Raw genomic sequence first — 20,820 nt, 5'->3', positions numbered from 1 at the left:
ATTATTGTGAAAAAGCTCCTGGTATTTTCAGGGGCTTTTTTTGTGTTTACGGGGCGTTGGAAGCTGCACTGAGATTGGATGTCGTCAGTTAGGGATAGAATTGTCGACTAAATCAGCTGATTAGCCGACTAAACGGCCGGAGAAATACGCGTTATTCCTTAGATTTACTCCATCTATACCAACCCCTCTTTTAATGACACAACCTTACTTTCGCTGGCCGAACACCCAACGGCTCGCAACCGTTGCTGCTGGTAGCAGCCGTGGCCGGGTAGGCACCCTACTGCTAGCCTTGGGCCTGACCTTTGGGGCCAAGGCCCAACAGGCTACTCCCCAATTTTTTCAGACTGATGCCGAAGCCCGTAGCGCGGCGGCAGCTTCGCCACTTTCGGCGGCACTGTTCCACTCGCAACCCCTCACGCTGGACGTGAACGGCCTGCGGGCGGCTCTGGCCACGGCCCCGCTCGAAACCCGGCCCGATGCTGCGCCGCTGGTGCTGGCGCTGCCGTTGCCCAACGGCAGCACCGGCCGCTTCGCGTTGCGCGAAGCCCCCATTATGGAGCCTGCGCTGGCCGCCCAGTTTCCGGCCATCAAGACCTACGCCGGCGTGGGCCTGGATGATGCTTCGGCTTCGGTACGCCTCGATTTGTCGCCTCAGGGCTTTCACGCCCAGGTGCTGACTGGCGCGGGCAAAAGCTTCTACATCGACCCCGTCACCCGGGCCGATACCCGGCACTACCTGGCCTTCTACAAGACGGACATGAACCGGGCGGCGGCTGCCGCCGGTCCTATCCCCAGCTGTGATTTTCAATTGACTCCTGCTGATAAGCAGGCTGCCGCTACTCGCTTGGCGACGGCCGCTGCAGGCAGCAGCGCCACGGCCCTTTCTACCGGCCCGCAGCTGCGCACCTACCGTCTGGCGCTGGCCAACACGCCAGAATACGCCCTCACGAAGGGTAATACTACCGCCGGCGTAATCGCCGGCGAAGTAGCCACCGTGAACCGCGTGGTGGGCGTGTACGAAAAAGAGCTGGCCGTGCGCATGGTGCTGGTTGCTAACAACAGCCAGTTGGTATTCCTGAGCGGTACCGGCCCGCAGCCGCCTACGACCTATACCAACAACGACGGTGCTGCTATGCTGACGCAGAACCAGTCGAACATTAATGCCATTATCGGCACTGCCAACTACGACATTGGCCACGTTGTGAGCACCGGCGGTGGCGGCATTGCCGGCCTGGGCGTGGTGTGCGGCACGCGCAAAGCCCAGGGTGTAACGGGCTCGCCCAGTCCCGTGGGCGATGCCTTCGACATCGACTACGTAGCCCACGAAATGGGCCACCAGTTTGCCGGCAATCACCCCTTTAATGGGAATGCGGGCAGCTGCGCCGGCGGCAACCGCAATGCCAGCACGGCCTGGGAGCCCGGTTCGGGCACCACCATCATGGCCTATGCGGGTATCTGCTTGGCAAGCAATGACTTGCAGCCACACTCGGACCCGACTTTCCACACCGGTAACTACCAGGAAATGCGGGCGTTCATCGATGGCACTACGTGCAGCACGGCCACGGCTACCGGCAACACGGCCCCTGTGGTAACGGCTCCGGCCGGCGGCAAAACCTTGCCCGTAGGTACGCCTTTCAAACTGACGGCCACGGCAACCGATGCCGAAAACGATGCCCTGACCTACATGTGGGAAGAGCTGGACCTCGGCGCTCAGCAAGCCCCTAACGATGCTCAAGTGGCCGGCCAGAACGTGCCCTTGTTCCGCTCCTTCGTGCCTCTGACCAGCGGCACCCGCTATTTCCCGCGTCTGACCGACCTGGTGAACAATACTACTGTCATCGGCGAGCGCCTGCCCACCGTAACGCGCACGTTGTCGTTCCGCTGCACGGCTCGCGACGAGCACAGCGGCCCCGCCGGCATTATCGGCGGCGTGAACTACAGCTCGCTGGTGAACCTGAACGTGAGCAGCGCCTCCGGTCCCTTTGTGGTGCAGGCCCCCAACACGGCCGTAACCTGGACGGGCGGCGCGGCCCAAACCGTGACCTGGGACGTGGCCGGCACCACCAATGCCCCCGTTAGCTGCGCCACGGTCAACATTCTTCTCAGCCTCGATGGCGGCCTGACCTACCCGACCACCTTGGCCACCGCCGTGCCTAACAATGGTTCGGCCGTAGTAATCGCCCCAACCCTGTCGGCCAACCAGACCCAGGCGCGCATCATGGTAGAAGCTGCCGATAACTACTTCTTCGACATCTCGAACACCAACTTCACCATCACTACGCCGGCTCCCGGCCCCACCATCACCAGCTTCACGCCCACCGGCGGCCTGGCTGGCACGGTGGTAACGGTGCTGGGCTCGAACTTCACGGGCGCTACGGCCGTGGCCTTCAACGGCACGGCGGCCGCCAGCTTCACGGTGGTTTCGGCTACGCAGCTCACGGCTACCGTAGCCGCTGGTACCACCACTGGCCCCATCACGGTTACGGCCCCAACCGGTACGGCTACTTCGGCTACGCCGTTTGTGGTGGGCGCACCGCCCGTTATCACTAGCTTCACCCCCACAACCGGCCCGGTGGGCACGGTGGTCACCATCACCGGCACCGACTTCACGCTGGCTTCGCAGGTGAAGTTTAATACCACTGCTGCAACTACGTTCACGGTGGTTTCGAGCACCCAGATTACGGCCACCGTGCCGGCTGGTGCATCTACCGGTCCCATTGCCGTTACTACGCCTGTTGGCACCGGCGTCTCGACCTCCAACTTCGTTGTGATTCCAGCCCCGATTATCACGTCCTTCACGCCGACCAACGGCGTGGTAGGCACCGTAGTGGTTATCACCGGCAGCAACTTTACCGGTGCTACGCAGGTGACCTTCAACGGCACTGTGGCTCCCACTTTCACGGTGAACTCGAGCACCCAGATTACGGTGACGGTGCCGGCCGGGGTTACCAACGGCTTTATTGCGGTGACCGGGCCGGGCGGCACGGGCACTTCTACCACGGCATTCACGGTGCCGCCGGTGAACGATGCCTGCTCCAGCGCCATTGCCCTGACCTGTGGTCAGTCGGTCACCGGCACCACCGTTGGCTCTACTGCTACCGGTGACCCCACGGGCAGCTGCACGGCCATCAGCGTGGATGGTGCGGGTGTGTTCTACAGCATTGTAGGCACGGGTGCCAACATCACGGTATCGACCTGCAATGCTGCTACCAACTTCGACACCAAGCTGTTCGTGTACTCGGGCACTTGCGGTGCGTTCACCTGCGTGGGTGCCAATGATGATGCTACTACCTGCTCCGCCAATTCGCTGGCCTCAACGGTTACGTTTAGCTCGGCCTTCGGCACCACCTATTACGTGTTTGTGAGCGGCTACCGCGGCAGCGGCGCCATTGCAGCGGGCAACTTTGTGCTTAGCACCACCTGCGCCACGCCGCCGCCCACGCCCACGCTCATCAGTCTGACGCCTAACGCCGGCCCCATCGCCTCGGGGGTGATACTGACCGGTACCAACTTCACTGGTGCTACGCGCGTGACTTTCAATGGTGTGGCCACGGCTTCTGTTGCGGTAATTGATGCCCAGACCATTGCCGTGACCGTGCCCAATGGCGCTACCACCGGCAACGTAGTGGTGTACGCCGGCAATGGCATTGCCAGCAACGGCCTGCTGTTCACGGTAACCACGCCCGTGCCCACCATCAGCCGGATTGCGCCGCCCAGCGGCCCCACCGGTACCACGGTTACCCTCACCGGTACTGGTTTTGGCGGTGCCACCAGCGTTACTTTCAATGGCGTAGCAGCTACCTCGTTCAACGTGACCAGCGCCACCAGCATGACGGCTGTAGTGCCCGCCACCGCCACCACCGGCAACGTCATCGTGACGACTGCCGGCGGTGCCAGCAACGGCGTACTGTTCACGGTAGTGCCGCCGGCGCCCACCATCGCCAGCATGACGCCTTCCACCGGGGCTGTTGGTACTTACGTGACCATCACCGGCACCAACCTGACGGGTGCTACTTCGCTCACCCTGAACGGTGTAGCCATTACAAACTTCACTGTTGTGAATGGCACCACTATCACCTTCTTCGTGCCTGCCGGTGCCACCACCGGCAACGTAGTGGTGACGACGGCTGGCGGCCCCAACACCACCACCAACGTGTACACCGTGACCACCGGCCTGGCCACCGCCCGGGCTAACCAGAGCGAGTTCAGCGTGTGGCCCAACCCGGTAGCGGGCAAAGCCACGCTGCACGTAGCCCTCACGGCTCCGGCTGCTAAGGCCAGCATCACCCTGCGCAACGTGCTGGGCCAGCTAGTAGCTACCCGTACCTTCAGCGGCAGCACTACTGAACTGCCCACCAACGGCCTGGCTACCGGCACCTACCTGCTCACCGTGCAAACGGAAGGCAGTGCCCCCAGCATCCAGCGCGTGGTGGTGGAGTAATTGAATTTGATTGGATGATTTCCAATCGTGCATAAAAAAGGCCCGCCAATTGGCGGGCCTTTTTTATGCACGATTGGAAATCATCCAAGTGCATGCCGGGCAGTGCATCATCTCCGCTCATGTAGAACGTCAGCATGTGGTTGGCATCATGAACGGTTTCGAAGGTCTAATCTCACATAATAGGTTGTGACTGTTTATCTATTATTGGAATGGAAATGCTTGTAAGACAGAACTCAGTGGCAAAGTCATTAATGTGAAAATCTGGTCGCCAATTCTGAAACTCGGCTTCTATAATGGGAATAAGATGCGGAATCAACTCTGCGTAGCACTGCTCAATGTGCCGATAAAAAGACTGTTGTTCCGGAGTCAGGCCTGCTTCCGTGGCATCGATGTAGCATCCAATGAAGTTGCCAGTTGGCTCGAAAATCAGTTCTTCGGTGACAAACCACGCAATGCCTGTGCGTTTGTCCAGATTTTCCCGCTGAAGTCGGCCAAAAATAGCGTCGCCGATGAACATGGGCCGGCTAAATAGAAACGAGAAGAAACCCATGCTGCTGGCGTATCAAGTGAAATAACAAAAATGGGAAGCCCGGCCCAAACCGAACTTCCCATTGTCAGATTCTGACTACTCAGTACTGAATATCCAGTACCAAAAAACTACGCTGCCCGCATATGCCGCAGCGGCGATTTCTCGAACTTGCTGCGGCAGTAGCTCAGGTTGATTTGCAGCGCGTCGGAGCCTTCCTCCGAAGGCATCTCGAACATGGCATCAGTCATGATGCTCTCGCAGATGGAGCGCAGGCCGCGCGCGCCGAGGCGGTACTCGTCGGCCTTCTCCACGATGTATTCCAGCGCATCATCCGTGAAGCTGAGCTCGATGTTTTCCATGCCGAACAGGCGCTTGTACTGGCGCACGAGCGAGTTCTTGGGCTCGGTCAGAATCATGCGCAGCGTGGTGCGGTCCAGCGGGTTGAGGTGGGTGAGCACTGGCAAGCGGCCAATCAGCTCCGGAATCAGGCCGAAGCTCTTGATGTCCTGGGCCGACACGTAGCGCAGGAAGTTTTTCGTATCCACCTGCTCGTCGAGGTTCGTCTTGGCAAAGCCCATTGGCTTGGTGTTCAGGCGGCTCTTGATGATGCGGTCGAGGCCCGAGAACGCGCCGCCGCAGATAAAGAGGATGTTCTCGGTATTCACCGAAATCATCTTTTGCTCGGGGTGCTTGCGGCCGCCCTGCGGCGGCACGTTGATGTTGGTGCCCTCCAGCAGCTTCAGCAGCGCTTGCTGCACCCCTTCGCCACTCACGTCGCGCGTGATGCTAGGGTTGTCGCTCTTGCGGGCAATTTTGTCGATTTCGTCGATGTACACGATGCCGCGCTCGGCGGCTTCGAGGTTATAATCAGCCGCTTGCAGCAGGCGGGTGAGGATGCTCTCCACGTCTTCGCCCACGTAGCCGGCCTCCGTCAGCACCGTGGCATCGGCAATGCAAAAGGGCACCTGCAGGATTTTGGCCAGCATGCGGGCCAGGAAAGTCTTACCAGTGCCGGTTTCGCCCACCATGATGATGTTCGACTTCTCAATCTGCACCTCGTCGTCCTGAGGCTTCTGCATCAGGCGCTTGTAGTGGTTGTACACGGCCACGGCCATCACGCGCTTGGCTTCGTCCTGGCCCACCACGTACTGGTCGAGGTGCTCCTTAATGGCTTTGGGCTTGATGAGGTTAAACTTGGGCTGCTTGCTGGCGTCCTGGGCTTTGGCCTCTTCATCGAGGATGTGCTGGGCCTGGCCCACGCATTTTTCGCAAATGTGGGCATTGATGCCCGAAATCATGACGGCGACTTCGCGCTTGCTCTTATTGCAAAAGGAACAGGATATTTCGGCCACGGAGGGAGGAATAGAGTAGGGTGGAGGAGCAAGTTTTAGAACAAGCGGGCTCAAAGATACGACATGCCCAACGTCGGCGGGTAGAAAAATGGTGCCATCGCCTCCGCATGAGCCCGCTGCGCAGCCGCGCATCAATCCCCGGAATCGGGCACATTAGACAGTAGACGCTACTGCCTTTGGAGCGGGCAGGCAACTACCGAACGAGCTTTGGTACGAGGATTAAACGACTCAATGAGCAGGCTAATGGTTGCTTCGGATAGGCCAGCCGCGCATTTGCTTATGGGTACTGACTACCGTTAGCCAATTCCAAAATTCGTCTATATATTTGGCAATCTACCATATTTGGATTCCTGAATTAAAAGGTGCTAATATGGGGTTTGAGTACACTCGTTTTCGGTGGCTGGTGAGGTCCGCGCTGAATTGCCTGGCCGTACTGCTCAGCTTAGCCGCCGTGGGCCAGACCCTGCCTTCGCGCAGCTTCAGCTTGGCCGAGGGCCTGCCCGAAACCAGCGTGAGCGCCTTGGCGCAGGATGGCCTGGGCCGGCTGTGGCTGGTATCGGAGGTTGGGGCGGCCTGGTACGATGGCCACGCTTTCCATTCGCTCACTACCCAATCGGGCATGCCCAACACGCGGGTAACGGCCCTGGCCGCCGACCCTGGCCCGGCGTCTGGCCTGTGGATGGGCATGCGCGACGGCTCCCTTTGCTATTTCAACCCCACCTCCGAGCGTGTGCAGCGCGTAACGCCCCGCGTTGTGGGTTATCCTACCGATGTGCGCGCCATTCTGGTTCGCAACACCGCCGCCCGGCAGCGGGTGTGGGTGGGCACCGGGGGCGGCGATTTGTACTGCCTGTACTGGCCCAAAGGGCAGAATCAAGGCACTTGGCCCGCGGTACCACTGGTGCAGCGAGTGCCACTACCCGTTGGCCCGGGCGGGCAGCCGCCGGCCATCAATGCCCTTGCCCTGGGGCCGGCCGGGGCCCTTTGGGTTGCTACCGACCAGGGGCTGCTGCTGGTAGACGAAGCCACCGGCCAGCCTCGGGCGCTGCCTGGGCCGCTGGCGGCAGCCCTCACCACCGGGCCGGTACTGGGACTGAATGCCGCGCCCGACGGCCGCCTGTGGGTGGGCACCGAGCGCGCCGGTCTGTTTGTGCTCGACACTCCCGCCGCTGGCGGTGGAGTGCGCCAATACACCATCGCTCAGGGTTTGTGTTCTGATAAAGTACTACGAATCGTGGCCGAGCCTGGCCCGGCCGGCCGGGTGTGGGCGCTCACGGGCCAAGGCCTCAGTTATCTGGAGCGGGCCACGGCCCCGGTAGCCCGCTGCCTGCCGGGCACCGGCCTGGTGAGCCACAGCTACCGCCGGGGCGACCTGCTGCGCGACCGCGAAGGCAACCTCTGGGCCACCTCCGCCAACGGCCTGACCCAGTACCCGCCCGATGCCCGTTTTGCTTTGTTCGGCACCACCGATGGGTTGCCCGGTGCCAAAGTGTACGCCCTGGCCCGCGCCAGGGGGACCAGCGGCGACTATTGGGTGGGAACCAACAACGGCCTGGCGCTGCTGCATCCCGGGCCGTTTCCGGCCACTCGCTGCCAGGTGTTGCCCCAGCGCGAGCCCGATACGTACAACATCATCCGGGCCGTGCTGGAGCGGGCCAACGGCGACGTGTGGGCCGGTGCTACCAAGGGCGGCACCGCTATCTGGAAGCCCCGGCAGGCCCGCTGGGTTTCGCTGAATGCCCAAATCCCGGAGCTGAGCGACGCTACGGTAGCCAGCCTGACCGAAGACCGGCACGGCCGCATCTGGCTGGCCACCGAAACCCAGGGCCTGATAGTATATGACCCCGCCACCGCGCAGCACCAGCAATACGTGGGCCCCACCCTGGCCGGGGCGCGGCGCGTAATGAAGCTGCTGCGCAGCCACACCGGCACCATCTGGTTGGGCACCGAAAATTCCGGCTTGCTCGAAGCGCAGGAAACCGGCCCGGCCCGTCCGGGCGCGCTGCCCGGCCTGCGGTTTCGCGCAGTAGCCCCCCGGCCGGCCGGGGCCGAGCCCCTCAGTATTTTTTCGATGAGCGAAGACGGCCGCGGGCAGTTGTGGCTCAGTAGTTTTGGCGAAGGCATGTTTTGCTACGACCCCGCGCACCCTGTCGCCGGGCTGCGCCGGGTGGCTTTGCAGGATATTCCCGGCGCTCACGTCAACAACCCCTACTTTGTGCAATGCGACGCCAGCGGAGCCGTTTGGCTGGGCACCACCCGGGGCTTGCTGCGCTACACGCCCGCTACCGGTCGCCAGGATTTTTTTGGCCACGAAGAAGGCTTCATTGGCCAGGAAACCGGCATCAATGCCGTGTTGGCCGAGCCCAACGGTGTGCTATGGGCCGGCACCGTGGCCGGCGTGATGCGCTACACACCCGCCGGGGCGCATCCCAACCGCGTGCCGCCGCGTCCTCAGCTCACCGGCCTCCGCTTGTTCATGCACGACACGGTGCTGCTGCCCAACGCCCGCCTGCCACACCGCCTCAATTACCTCACCTTCGACTACGGCGCCACCAGCCTCACCACGCCCGGCCGTGTGCGCTACCAGTACCGCCTGGCAGGTTTCGAGCAGCGGTGGAATGGCCCATCGGCGGCGCGCTCGGCTACCTATACCAACCTGCCGCCCGGCGATTACCAGTTTGAGGTGCGGGCCGCCAACGAAGACGGCTTGTGGAGCCCGCAGCCAGCCGTGTTTGCCTTCAGTGTGCAGCCGCCGTGGTGGCGTACCTGGTGGGCCTACCTGCTGTATGCCATCGGCTTTGCCTGCATAATGTACGGGGTGCGCGCCTACACCCGCGACCGGGAACGGGAACGGGCCGACCGCCAGCTGGAGCGCCAGGCCCTGCAACACCTCCAGGAGCTGGACCGTGTGAAAACCGACTTCTTTACCAATGTCAGCCACGAGTTTCGCACCCCGCTCACCCTCATTCTGGGACCGGCCGAAGTGCTGGCCACCGACCCGGCCGACCCCGCCGTGCGCCGCCAGGGCGGCCTAGTGCTGCGCAATGCCCGCAAGCTGCTCACCCTCATCAATCAGCTGCTCGATTTAAGCAAACTCGAGGCTGGAGCCTTGCATCTGGCGCTGGCTCCGGGCGATGTCGCGGTGGCCGTGCGCCAGCTAGTTTCGTCCTTTGCTGTGCTGGCCGACAGACGGCAGATTGTTCTGGAATGCCAGGTGCCCGCGCAGCCGGTGCCATTGGTTTTCGACGCGGGCAAGCTGGACGAAATTCTCACCAATCTGGTGGCTAATGCCTTGCACTTCACCCCGGCCAATGGCCGCGTAACCGTGGCGGTAACCGAGATGCCGGCCACGGCTGCCGCCCCCAACGGTGGTGTCAGCATTGCCGTGCAGGATACCGGCCCGGGCATCGCCGCCGAAGACCTACCCTACCTGTTCAACCGTTTCTTTCAGGCTCGCAGCCCCGGCAGCGAGGCCCGGCCTACTGGTACTGGCATTGGTTTGGCGCTGGTGCGCGAGCTCACCGTGCTGCACGGTGGCACCGTAGCCGTTGCTAGCCAGCCGGGCGCTGGCTCCACTTTCACTGTGCAATTGCCGCACGGCCTGCCCACCGCAGCGGCCCATGAGGCGCCGTATTCAATTGCCGGCACAACCACGCACAGCCCCGCTTATACAGAGGTGTTACCACAGCATGTTTCTAATAGCCAGGTATTTGATACGCCAGCTCAGGGTGCTTTTGAGCCCGACCTTGTGCTTGTTATCGAAGATAATGACGAAGTGCGCGAATTTATCCGCGTGACGCTGGCTCCGGCTGGCTACCGCCTCTTGCTGGCTGCCACCGGCGATGCCGGCCTGGCCCTGGCTCGAGCCGAAGTGCCCGACCTCGTGGTGAGCGACGTGATGATGCCCGGCCTGGACGGCTACCAGGTATGCGCCCAACTGAAGGCCGACGTAGCCACCAGCCACATTCCGGTGGTGCTGCTCACCGCCAAATCCGGCCCCGATGCCAAGCTCGAAGGCCTCGAAACCGGTGCCGATAGTTTCCTGGCCAAGCCGTTTAACCCGCGCGAGCTGCGGGCGCAGGTGCGCAACCTGCTGGCGCTGCGCCGGCAGGTGCAGGCGCATTTTACCCCCGTGGCTCCGGCGACACCCATTGCCGCTCCGCTGGCCAGCCTAGAGCCCGAGCAAGCGGCGGCGCATGCCGCCGCCGCTGCCGGCCAGCTTTCCCTCGACCAGGATTTCTTGCGACGAGTGAGCGAATCGATGCTGCGCCACCTGGCCGATGAATCTTTTGGGGTCGACGAGCTCGGGGCCGATATCGGACTGAGCCGCACCCAGATTCACCGCAAGCTCAAGGCCCTCACCGGGCAGTCGCCGGGCGAGAGCCTCCGCACCACGCGACTAAACCGGGCGCTGGCGCTCCTGCAGGCGCAGGTAGGCACGGTAGCCGAAGTGGCGTACCAGGTGGGGTTTGGTAGTCCGGCTGCCTTTTCCACTGCCTTCTCGCGGCAGTTTGGCTTGCCCCCCAGCGCGGTAGCTCGGCAGGGGGTAGGAGTAGGGGACGAGGTTGCCAAAGCGGGAATTTCTATTGGAAAAATTCAATAGATTATCGGCTTGTAAATAATAGGCTTGTCAACTGCGTGGGCGGTCGGGGTAGCATAATTCGAAGCCTGTTTTATGAAATAGGCGTTTTCTGCAACGTTTATGCACGTGTTGCAACGTTAGCCAACGCATTTGCAACATCGGCGCAACGCATCTGATGAGGGAAGAACGTGCTTTGACCGTACCAGCCACCGCCTGGTTGGTGATTAATACTTCCCCATGAAAAAATGCTACTCACTTCTTGGTGCGCTTGCCTACATCCGTATAGCCGGGCCGGACTTACCATCGCATTCTGCCCTCAATCAAGGGAAATGTAAGCGGCAATTATTCTTGAGACTATCCCGGAAAAACTCATGCCCGTCTCCTCACCACGCCCGTTCATTGCCGCTGCGCCAATGCACCCCGCAATGACCCTGCCCGCCCGCCGCCTCGAGCCTGCCGATATGGTGTGGGCCACGGCCTTGCTCGAAGCCGCCTGCGCCGACCATCCCGTACTGAAATACTGCTGCACCGGTCCCGATGCCAAAAGCCAGAAAATATGGTTGCTGGAACAGTTGCTACGCTTCGGCCTGCGCTACGGCCGCGTGTATACCAATGCCGATGCCAGCGCCATTGCCGTGTGGCTCGGGCCCAGCCATCCGGCTGTTACGCTGCGGCGGTTGCTGCGCATGGGCTTGTTGCCCGCTGCCCTGTGGCGGCTCGACTGGGCCGGGTTTCAGCGGCTGCGGCACTTTCTGGTGGCCTCGGCGTGGCTGCGCCGCCAGAGCCTCACCGCCACCAGCCACTACTACCTGCTGGCGCTGGCCGTACGCCCCGCCGCCCGGGGCCATGGCTTGGGCCGCCGCCTGATGCAGGCTACGCTGGCCGCCATGCAGGCCACGCACGCGCCGTGCTACCTCGATGCCCAACGGTCCGAAGTCCTGCTTTTTTTTCAGCGGCTGGGTTTCCAGACCACGGGCCAATGCTCTGCCGGCCACGACGCCGAAGCGCCCGTCAACTGGGGCCTCATGCGCGAAGGCCATGCCTAAACTGGTCGTATTTGCTTCCCCACTACTACACGTTGCACTGCCCTTTCCATTGAGAACAAACTTTTACGTCCTGTTTTATCTGACACTAAGTGACTTGTCTTTGTGCTGCGGTGCCCGCAGGGTTTCGCAAGGCTAAGGCCAACCAAGTAAAAAAACTTATGGCGCAAGTCACGCTTTTTTCTCTCACTCATGGAATCACAAGCCCAACATCTGCAATTAGTATTTCTAGCTTCCACCGTCACGCCGGCCTGGGGTACGGGGTGGGTTTTCACCGCTACCCCGCTCCAGCCATCGCGCCCGGCTGGCCATTATGCGGCTCCCGTCCGGCTCCGGCTTGCTGTTATCAGCGCCTAAAAATCTGCCGACAAAAAAAGCCCCTGCTGATTCAGCAGGGGCTTTTTTGTCGGCTACAAAATCCGTGAAATCCGAAGAAATCCGACTGAATCCGTGATTAAGCCTTCTTCTTCTCCAGTACCTCGTCAATCAGGCCGTACTCTTTGGCTTCATCGGCACGCATCCAGTAGTCGCGGTCCGAGTTGTCGTGAATTTCCTGGTAGGTTTTGCCGGTGTGCTGCGCCAGAATGTCATACAGCTCCTTCTTCAGCTTCAGGATTTCGCGCGCCGTGATTTCGATATCCGACGACTGACCCTGCGCACCACCCGAAGGCTGGTGAATCATCACCCGAGCGTGGGGGAGGGCCGAGCGTTTGTTAGCAGCACCGCCCGCGAGGAGCACCGCGCCCATCGAAGCCGCCAGACCCGTGCAAATCGTGGCCACGTCGGGGTTCACGTATTGCATCGTGTCGTATATACCGAGGCCGGCATACACCGAGCCACCGGGCGAGTTAATGTACAGCAGAATGTCCTTCTTGGCATCGGCCGACTCCAGGAACAGCATTTGGGCCGTCAGGATGTTGGCGATGTAGTCGTCCACGGCCGTGCCCAGAAACACGATGCGGTCCATGATGAGGCGCGAGAATACGTCGATTTCACGGAAGTTCTGCGGACGTTCTTCAATCACCGAGCGGGTCATGTTGGTGGGCAGCATCATGCCGTTGCGCACCTGACCTTCCATGTGGTTCAGGTACTGGTCAACGCCCAGGCCGCTCAGTCCCTGGCCTTTCACGGCAAACTTGCGGAATTCTTGTCTATTCAGTAATGGATTCATTGGAGAAAAATGGGGTGCGGGCCTGCGCTCGCACGGGTGAGGTTAGTAAGACGGACGAAGAAAGCGAATGTTGCTGGAAACCCAACAAAAAAGCCCCTACGTTTCCGTAAGGGCTTTTCCAAAAATCGGGTTGCGCAGGGGTTAGCTGTGCAGGGTCCGGAATTCTTCGGCCGTTACGGGCTTGTCCGTAACAACAACTTTGCCGCGCAGGTTTTCCAGCACTTTCTCTGCCAGAATGGCCTCGTACTCGTTCACGTAGTTCTTGCCGTTCTCCTGCTTGAGGTATTCGTTGGCGTAGCTGCGCATCGACTCGCGCATCTCGTCGGGCATGTTCGGCATGTTGAACTGGCCCATGATTTTGTCGAGCGTGCGGTCCACAATCTCGTCGTTGCTCACCTTCAGGCCGGCTTCTTCCACCACCTTGTTGCGAATCATGCTCCACTTCAGCTCCTTCTCGTAGTCGGAGTAGTGCTCTTCCACCTTCTCGGGCGTCAGTTTGCCTTCGTTGGCACGCACCAGCCACTTCTTGAAGAACTCCGTGGGTACTTTGATGTCGGTTTTGTTCACCAACTGCTCCACGATGCTGTTGTTCATCGCGCCTTCGCTCTCGCGGTCGTAGTTCTGCTGGATGGTTTCGCGCACTTTGGCATCGAACTCTTCCTGCGAAGCCACTGCCTCGGGGCCGAACACTTTGTCGAACAGCTCCTGGTTCATTTCCGGGGCCGCCGTGCGGTTCACTTTCTCCACGCTCAGCTCGTAGTCGCCGGTAGCTTCCTCAGCTTCTTTCTTGCTCAGGCCGGTGAAGTTCGAAATCGAAGCCGCGTCGTTCTTGAAAGCAGCCTGCAAGTCAAACGTCACCACATCACCAGCCTTCTTGCCGATGAACTGGGCTTGGTCGCCGGTCACCTTGGCGATGGGCAGCAGGATGGTGCGGCCTTCGCCTTCTTCACCAGCCTTCTTCAGCTTGCCGAAGAGGTAGTCGCCCGCTTCCGACTCGTCGGGGTTGGTCGTCTCGCCGTACTGACGGGCAATTTGCTCGTTGGTCTGGGCCAGCGTCTCGTCGTCGAGGCTCACTTGGTGGCGCTCCACGGCCAAGTCGGCGGGCAGCGAGAAATCAGGCAGCAAGCCCAGCTCAAACTGGAAAGCGAAGTCTTTGTCGGTGTCGAAATCGACGTTGCTCGGCACGGGCAGGGGCTCACCCAGCAGCTTGATGTTGTTCTCCTTGATGTAGGAGTCCACCGCTTTGCCCAGCATTTTGTTGATTTCCTCGCCCAGAATGCCTTTGCCGTACATTTTGCGCACCATGCCCACAGGCACCATACCGGGGCGGAAGCCCTTCACCTGGGCGCGCTTGCTGTACTCTTTGATTTGCTTGTCGACGGTGGGCGCGTAGTCGGCTTCGGTCAGGTTCACGGTCAGCAGCCCGGTCAGCTGCTCGTCGTTCTTGTCGAGAGTAATGTTCAAAACAGGGAGCCAGCTGCTGCCGGCCAGATTGAAAGGTTGAAAAAAAAGCCTCCAGCCTATACGACTGAAGGCCTGCATCAAATAAAAGTGCGGATAGAGGGACTCGAACCCACACGCCTTGCGGCACCAGATCCTAAGTCTGGCACGTCTACCAATTTCGCCATATCCGCAATATGGGGCGCCACAGCCGTTTGCTACGGGCCCGCAAAGGTACTCGGGAAAACCATTGTGTGCAAAGTCTATGTATAACTCGTGTCGAAGGGCTTGGCGGGGCCACCTTTTCCGCCCCAGCGTTGTTACTTTACCCATTATGCCTCCCGTAATCTCTCCCGAAGCCGAGCGCCAGGAAATCCTGCGCCACTACCGCCGCCTGCTGCGCACCGCCAAGCCGTACCTAAAAGATGGCGATACCAAGCTTATCAAAAAGGCTTTTAATCAGAGCCTAGAGGCGCATAAGGAGATGCGCCGTAAGTCGGGCGAGCCCTATATTCTGCATCCGTTGGCGGTAGCACAGATTGCGGTGGAGGAAATCGGACTGGGGACGACTAGTATCGTGGCCGCGTTGCTGCACGACGTAGTGGAGGACACGCCCACCGAGATTTCCGACATCGAGCGCGAGTTCGGCACCAAAGTAGCCCGCATTATTGATGGGCTGACGAAGATTTCGGGCGTATTTGAGTACGGCACCAGCGAACAGGCCGAGAACTTCCGCAAGATGCTACTCACGTTGAGCGAAGACGTGCGCGTCATCCTCATTAAAATAGCTGACCGCCTGCACAATATGCGGACGCTGGATTCGATGCCGCGCCACAAGCAGCTGAAAATTGCCTCGGAGACACTGTATCTGTACGCACCGCTGGCTCATCGCCTCGGCCTCTATACTATAAAGAGTGAGCTGGAGGATTTGTACCTCAAATTCACCGACACCGAGACGTATAATGAGCTGAAAGCCAAGGTGCGCCAGAGTCAGGCGGCACGCAACCGCTTTATCAAAGAATTCGTGCAGCCGATTGACGACGAGTTGAAGTCGCAGGGATTTGAATATGAAATCAAAGGCCGCCCTAAGAGCATCTATTCCATCCTCAAGAAGATTAAGAAGCAGAACATCACCTTCGATGAGGTGTATGATTTGTTTGCCATTCGCGTAATTCTGGATGTGCCGCCGGAGCAGGAAAAAGCCGCCTGCTGGCAGGTGTACTCCATTGTCACGGACTTCTACCAGCCCAACCCCGACCGCTTGCGCGACTGGGTGAGCACACCGAAGGCCAACGGCTACGAAAGCCTGCATACCACCGTCATGTCGCGCGCCGGCCAGTGGGTGGAGGTGCAAATCCGCTCGCGCCGCATGGACGACATTGCTGAGAAAGGCTACGCCGCGCACTGGAAATACAAGGACACCGGCAGCATTCAGCCCGAAAGCTCGCTCGAAGGTTGGGTGAACAAGGTGCGAGAAATGCTGGAATCCAACAATTCCAGTGCTTTGGAATTTATGGACGAATTCCGCCAGAACCTGTTCGTGAAGGAAGTTTACGCCTTTACGCCCAAGGGTAAGCTGGTGATTCTGCCCGACAAAGCCACGGCGCTGGACTTTGCCTTCGACATTCACTCCCAAATCGGCATCCACTGCCTTGGGGCCAAGGTGAACCAGAAGCTGGAGCCCCTCAGCTACCAGTTGCACAACGGCGACCAAGTCGAAATCCTGACTTCGCACAAGCAGCGCCCCACGCCGGAGTGGCTCAACTACGTCATCACGACCAAGGCCCGCTCCAAAATCAAGGATTTTCTGCGCGACGACAAGCGTGCCAAAGCCGAAGACGGCCGTTTCCTGCTCGAAAAACGCCTAGAGCTTATTGGAGTGCCTTTCACGCAGGACAATTTCAACCGCCTGCTGGCCTACTTCAACGCGCCCAGCGCCCAGGAATTCTACTACCGCCTGGCTGTGGGACAGATTGACGGCCGCGCCATCCGCGAGTCGCTTTTCACCTCCGAAAAGCCGCTGCCGGCTGTCCTGGAGCCCAAAACCTTCGAGAACGAGGTGCAGAAAATTCGTGGCGTGCGTCCCGATATGCTCGTAGTCGGCGAGCACACCGACAAGTTCAACTACAGCATTGCCCGCTGCTGCAATCCCATTCCCGGCGACGACGTGTTCGGCTTCGAAACCGACCAGGGCCTCATCATCCACCGCACCAGCTGCCCCCGCGCCGTCGACCTCATGTCGAACTACGGCAACCGCATTGTGCGCGCCAAGTGGACCGACCAGCTCGAATTGGCCTTCCTCGCCGGCGTCCGCCTCAAAGGTTCCGACCGCGTGGGCCTCGTCAACGACGTCACGCGCATCATCAGCACCAGCCTCAAGGTGAACATGCGTTCTATCTCGCTCACCGCCGACGATGGATTCTTCGAAGGCCAGATTATGGTCTTTGTCAACGATACCGACCACCTCAACAAGCTCATCCAGCGCCTCAAAAAAGTAGATGGCGTACTGCAGGTTGAGCGGTTCGATTCGTAGAGTGAAAGCCCCCCAACCCATCACCATCCACGGTACCCGCGTGAACGAGCGCACCCAGTGCGCCCACTATCATTCCGAGCGCGACATCATCGCCATCCAACACAAATGCTGCGGCGAATTTTACGCCTGCATCCAGTGCCACAATGAAGCCGCCGACCATCCCGCCCAAGTCTGGTCCAAAACCGAATTTCAAGCCCAGGCCATTTACTGCGGCAACTGCCACCAAACTTTAAGCATCGCCAGCTACTTAAGTTGTGACAGCACCTGCCCGAATTGCCAAGCCGCTTTCAATCCCGGTTGCGCCAATCACTACCATCTATATTTTGAGCAGTAGCCTAACACGCTCTGCTCTCACCTCAGGAAGAATGGCAAAGGGTGAGGTGACCCGCCAGAACGGCCCTACCTTTGTCCAGCCGACTTACACCTTATATATACAGTGAGTAAATCACCCGACGTTTCTATCCCAATTGCCCCCGCCGATGCGGCCGGCCAGGGTACGGGCGGCTCATCCGAAACCGGCTACGCCGCCAAACACACGCCCAGCCCGGCCTCCGAGGCCACGCTGAATACTGATAAGCTGGACGAAGTTCGCAAGCTCTTCACCGCCCACCTCGAAAATAAGGGCCTGCGCAAAACCGGCGAGCGTTACGCCATTCTCGAAGAAATCTACGCTCGCTCCGGTCACTTCGACGTCGAAGAACTCTACGCCGGCATGAAGGAGCGCGGCCTGCAAGTAAGCCGCGCCACCGTCTATAATACCCTCGACCTCCTGGTTGAGCAAGGCCTCGTCAGCAAACACCAGTTCGGCCGCAACCTCGCTCAGTACGAGAAGAGCTACGGCTACCGCCAGCACGACCACGTCATCTGCACCGAATGCCATAAAGTGGTGGAATTCTGCGACCCCCGCATTCACGGCATTCAAACCATGGTCGGCGACCTGCTGAACTTCCATATCTTGCACCATTCTTTGAATCTTTACGGCATCTGCGGCGACTGTCGCGCTCAGGCCGCCGCCCGAAACCCCCACGCATGACCACCACCAGCACCGTCGACAACGGCATCCTCTTCGTCCGCCTCAACGGCGACCTCATCGGCAGCCCCGATACCGACCAACTCCTCCAATCCGTCAACCAGCACCTCGGCGAAGAACTCAACCAGTGCGCCGTTGACCTCTCCGAAATCCGCTACATCAACAGCACCGGCATCGGCGTCCTCGTTTCACTCCTCACCAAATTCCGCAGCCGCGGCGGCGAAATGGTCCTCATCAACCCCGCCGACCATCCCAAGAAGATGCTGGCCATCACGAAGCTGAATAACATCTTCACCGTTTCGCCCGACGAAGCCACCGCCCGCCAACAGCTTACCCCGGCCGCCATTTAGGCGGCCATTTTTTTGTCCTAGCCGATAACAAATCAATTTTTAATTATTCACCGCTCGGCTATTTCTCTTTTGAATAGGGGCCAGGGGTGAGGTTTTCACACAAGCACATGCCAGTAGACGTATTAGTAGGCCTCCAGTGGGGCGATGAAGGCAAAGGCAAAATCGTAGACGTCCTCGCACCGACCTACGATGCTGTAGCCCGCTTCCAGGGCGGCCCCAATGCCGGCCACACCCTTTTCTTCGACGGTGTAAAGCACGTCCTGCACCAGGTTCCCAGCGGCATTTTCCACCCACACATCACCAATGTCGTCGGCAACGGCGTCGTCCTCGACCCCGTTGTCTTCCGCCAGGAGCTCCAAAAGCTCACCGATAGGGGAGTAGACTGGTCCAAAAACCTCTACATCTCCAAGAAAGCCCAACTCATCCTTCCATCGCACCGCGCCCTCGACCGCATCAGCGAAGAAGCCCGTGGCAACACCAAAATCGGCAGCACCCTTAAAGGCATCGGACCCACCTATTCTGATAAAATCGGCCGCGTCGGCCTCCGCGTCAGTCATATTCTCCTGCCCGATTTCCAACAGCGTTACCAGGAAGCCGTAGCCCAGCACGCCGCCATCGCCGCCCATCATAATAAGGAGCTCGAAATTGAAGCCCTCGAAGCCGACTTCTTCTCCGCCGTCGAATTCCTGCGCACTCTCCAGCTCATCGACACCGAATACCTCCTCAACGACCTCCTCACCCAAGGCAAGCGCATCCTCGCCGAAGGCGCCCAGGGCTCCTTATTAGATATCGACTTCGGTTCCTATCCCTACGTCACCTCGTCCAGCACCATCGCCGCCGGCGCCTGTACCGGCCTCGGCATCGCCCCCCGTCATATTGATAAGGTGTACGGCATCACCAAAGCCTACTGCACCCGCGTCGGCAGCGGCCCATTCCCCACCGAGCTCCACGACGAAGTCGGTGAGCAAATCCGCCAGGCTGGCCGCGAGTTTGGCTCCACCACCGGCCGCCCCCGCCGCACCGGCTGGATAGACTTGCCCGCCCTCCGCTACGCCATCATGCTCAACGGCGTCACCGAGCTCCACCTCATGAAAGCCGACGTCCTCGACGGCTTCACCGAAATCCAGGCCTGCACCCACTACCACACCGCCACCGGCACCAGCACCCCCCAACTCCCCGACCCCGGCGAGCTCACCACCGTCACCCCCGAATACGTCACCCTCCCCGGCTGGAATTCCGACCTCACCACCCTTACCGACGCCGCCCAACTCCCTCCCAACCTCGTCGCCTACCTCGAATTCCTCGAAAAAGAGCTGCAAGTTCCCATTAGCATCGTCAGCGTCGGCCCTGACCGCATCAGCACCCTCCACCGCTAGTCTATCTACTGTAGGGTAAGTAAACAATACACCCAACTCCTCCCCACAAGCGCTGTGAATAAGGGACTGCCACTCTGGCAAAACCTTTTCACGGCGCTTTCTGCATGTAAATGCACCACCACCCTACATTCAGTATCAATCCTCATCAGGGAATCAACCTACCCCAAAACACAGCCCAAGCCATATTCAGCCCTTTTTGAAATCCGCTAAAACCCCAATTCAGGATGGTCCATCTCACCTCATATTCCGCATTGCCACCCACCAGCTAGCCATTCTCAGTGGCGAATACGAATTTTTTCAACCCATCAATCAGCTACTTACAACCCCATTCTCATCTATTTCGTACAAGACCCCTTGCCGCCCCCAAAAGTCCTCCTACCTTTGCAGTCCCAAAACGTCAAACGGACCACAGGGCAACTGGAAACGCAGGTTTTCAAATCAATTTGAAAGGCCACGGAACTCCCGCCCGGAATAGCTTGTCTATCCCTCGCCACGCTCGCAAGCTTCGAAATTTATTTCTCGAATCCCTTGCAAAGCAAAAAAAGTCGCCGTACCTTTGCAACCCGCTTCAACTGGAAGCGCCTAAACTTGAAAAGCAGAGCGAAAAATATTTAAAATTTTTTCGCTTCAAACTTTGAAAGTCAGAAAAAATTGCTACCTTTGCACTCCCAAAACGAACAAAGCGCTGCAATTGTAACGACAACGGGTTGAAAAACAACCCACACTGATACTTCAAATGGAAGTATCACACGTTCTTTGAATGACGGAAATAGACAAAATAGTAAGTGTTTTACTTGCTGCTTCTTCTTCGGAAGAAACACAGTGAAACAAACCAAGCGAAACGAATTTGACCATAATGTCAATATGTGAGCAAGGTCAGCACTCGACATCAGCTCATCTTCGGATGGGTGTAGAAGAATTTTACAATGGAGAGTTTGATCTTGGCTCAGGATGAACGCTAGCGGCAGGCCTA

Annotated in this window: 12 protein-coding genes and 1 tRNA gene; 8 read left to right on the top strand and 5 right to left on the bottom strand. The window is 59.4% G+C overall.

Annotation, left to right across the window (positions count from 1 at the left end):
* Positions 1-193 precede the first annotated feature (193 nt).
* On the top strand, positions 194-4,441 hold the full coding sequence (locus tag ACYVM5_RS00830; RefSeq protein ID WP_460616283.1) for an IPT/TIG domain-containing protein: 4,248 nt from the start codon (positions 194-196) through the stop codon (positions 4,439-4,441).
* Positions 4,442-4,613: 172 nt separating this feature from the next.
* Here the strand turns inward: ACYVM5_RS00830 and ACYVM5_RS00825 are convergent, their stop codons facing one another.
* Together ACYVM5_RS00825 and clpX are read right to left on the bottom strand one after the other, a co-directional pair.
* Positions 4,614-4,958 carry a hypothetical protein gene (locus ACYVM5_RS00825; protein ID WP_460616282.1) on the bottom strand — a complete coding sequence of 115 codons (345 nt, stop codon included), beginning with the start codon at positions 4,956-4,958 and terminating at the stop codon, positions 4,614-4,616.
* Between the two features lie 140 nt (positions 4,959-5,098).
* On the bottom strand, positions 5,099-6,322 hold the full coding sequence (gene clpX, locus ACYVM5_RS00820) for an ATP-dependent Clp protease ATP-binding subunit ClpX (RefSeq protein WP_198068029.1): 1,224 nt from the start codon (positions 6,320-6,322) through the stop codon (positions 5,099-5,101).
* A gap of 403 nt (positions 6,323-6,725) precedes the next feature.
* Here clpX and ACYVM5_RS00815 point away from each other — a divergent pair, with 403 nt between their 5' ends.
* Both ACYVM5_RS00815 and ACYVM5_RS00810 read left to right on the top strand, forming a co-directional pair.
* Positions 6,726-10,925, top strand: coding sequence for an ATP-binding protein (locus ACYVM5_RS00815; RefSeq protein ID WP_460616281.1), 4,200 nt, complete (start codon positions 6,726-6,728; stop codon positions 10,923-10,925).
* Between the two features lie 350 nt (positions 10,926-11,275).
* Positions 11,276-11,950, top strand: coding sequence for a GNAT family N-acetyltransferase (locus ACYVM5_RS00810; protein ID WP_460616280.1), 675 nt, complete (start codon positions 11,276-11,278; stop codon positions 11,948-11,950).
* Positions 11,951-12,401: 451 nt separating this feature from the next.
* On the opposite strand, the gene ACYVM5_RS00805 is transcribed toward ACYVM5_RS00810, so the two are convergent.
* From ACYVM5_RS00805 to ACYVM5_RS00795, 3 genes are all read right to left on the bottom strand, one after another.
* Positions 12,402-13,118: a ClpP family protease gene (locus tag ACYVM5_RS00805; protein WP_277881541.1), complete on the bottom strand. Its 717-nt coding sequence runs from the start codon at positions 13,116-13,118 to the stop codon at positions 12,402-12,404.
* A gap of 141 nt (positions 13,119-13,259) precedes the next feature.
* Positions 13,260-14,582 carry a trigger factor gene (gene tig / locus ACYVM5_RS00800; RefSeq protein WP_460616279.1) on the bottom strand — a complete coding sequence of 441 codons (1,323 nt, stop codon included), beginning with the start codon at positions 14,580-14,582 and terminating at the stop codon, positions 13,260-13,262.
* Positions 14,583-14,670: 88 nt separating this feature from the next.
* Positions 14,671-14,752: transfer RNA gene (locus ACYVM5_RS00795), tRNA-Leu, on the bottom strand.
* 140 nt (positions 14,753-14,892) lie between these two features.
* Here ACYVM5_RS00795 and ACYVM5_RS00790 point away from each other — a divergent pair.
* From ACYVM5_RS00790 to ACYVM5_RS00770, 5 genes are all read left to right on the top strand, one after another.
* The gene (locus ACYVM5_RS00790; RefSeq protein WP_460616278.1) at positions 14,893-17,091 is read left to right on the top strand and encodes a RelA/SpoT family protein; all 2,199 of its coding nucleotides are present in this window, start codon (positions 14,893-14,895) and stop codon (positions 17,089-17,091) included.
* Positions 17,092-17,131: 40 nt separating this feature from the next.
* Complete coding sequence (locus ACYVM5_RS00785; RefSeq protein WP_460616277.1) at positions 17,132-17,425, top strand: CHY zinc finger protein; 294 nt, start codon at positions 17,132-17,134, stop codon at positions 17,423-17,425.
* 228 nt (positions 17,426-17,653) lie between these two features.
* Positions 17,654-18,124 carry a Fur family transcriptional regulator gene (locus tag ACYVM5_RS00780; protein WP_198077036.1) on the top strand — a complete coding sequence of 157 codons (471 nt, stop codon included), beginning with the start codon at positions 17,654-17,656 and terminating at the stop codon, positions 18,122-18,124.
* Entirely contained in the window at positions 18,121-18,471 is a 351-nt protein-coding gene (locus tag ACYVM5_RS00775) for an STAS domain-containing protein (RefSeq protein ID WP_460616276.1), read from the top strand. Before ACYVM5_RS00780 ends, ACYVM5_RS00775 begins: the two co-directional genes overlap by 4 nt.
* 107 nt (positions 18,472-18,578) lie before the next feature.
* On the top strand, positions 18,579-19,847 hold the full coding sequence (locus tag ACYVM5_RS00770) for an adenylosuccinate synthase (RefSeq protein WP_460616275.1): 1,269 nt from the start codon (positions 18,579-18,581) through the stop codon (positions 19,845-19,847).
* The last annotated feature ends 973 nt before the right edge of the window (positions 19,848-20,820 follow it).

Source organism: Hymenobacter ruber (assembly GCF_054783255.1).
This window is presented reverse-complemented; position numbering and strand designations above follow the sequence as displayed.

Bases quoted from the DNA above. Each gene is read 5' to 3' on its own strand.
- ACYVM5_RS00830 (WP_460616283.1), top strand. From the start codon at position 194: ATGACACAACCTTACTTTCGCTGGCCGAACACCCAACGGCTCGCAACC.
- ACYVM5_RS00825 (WP_460616282.1), bottom strand. From the start codon at position 4,958: ATGTTCATCGGCGACGCTATTTTTGGCCGACTTCAGCGGGAAAATCTG.
- ACYVM5_RS00810 (WP_460616280.1), top strand. From the start codon at position 11,276: ATGCCCGTCTCCTCACCACGCCCGTTCATTGCCGCTGCGCCAATGCAC.
- ACYVM5_RS00805 (WP_277881541.1), bottom strand. From the start codon at position 13,118: ATGAATCCATTACTGAATAGACAAGAATTCCGCAAGTTTGCCGTGAAA.
- ACYVM5_RS00790 (WP_460616278.1), top strand. From the start codon at position 14,893: ATGCCTCCCGTAATCTCTCCCGAAGCCGAGCGCCAGGAAATCCTGCGC.
- ACYVM5_RS00775 (WP_460616276.1), top strand. From the start codon at position 18,121: ATGACCACCACCAGCACCGTCGACAACGGCATCCTCTTCGTCCGCCTC.
- ACYVM5_RS00770 (WP_460616275.1), top strand. From the start codon at position 18,579: ATGCCAGTAGACGTATTAGTAGGCCTCCAGTGGGGCGATGAAGGCAAA.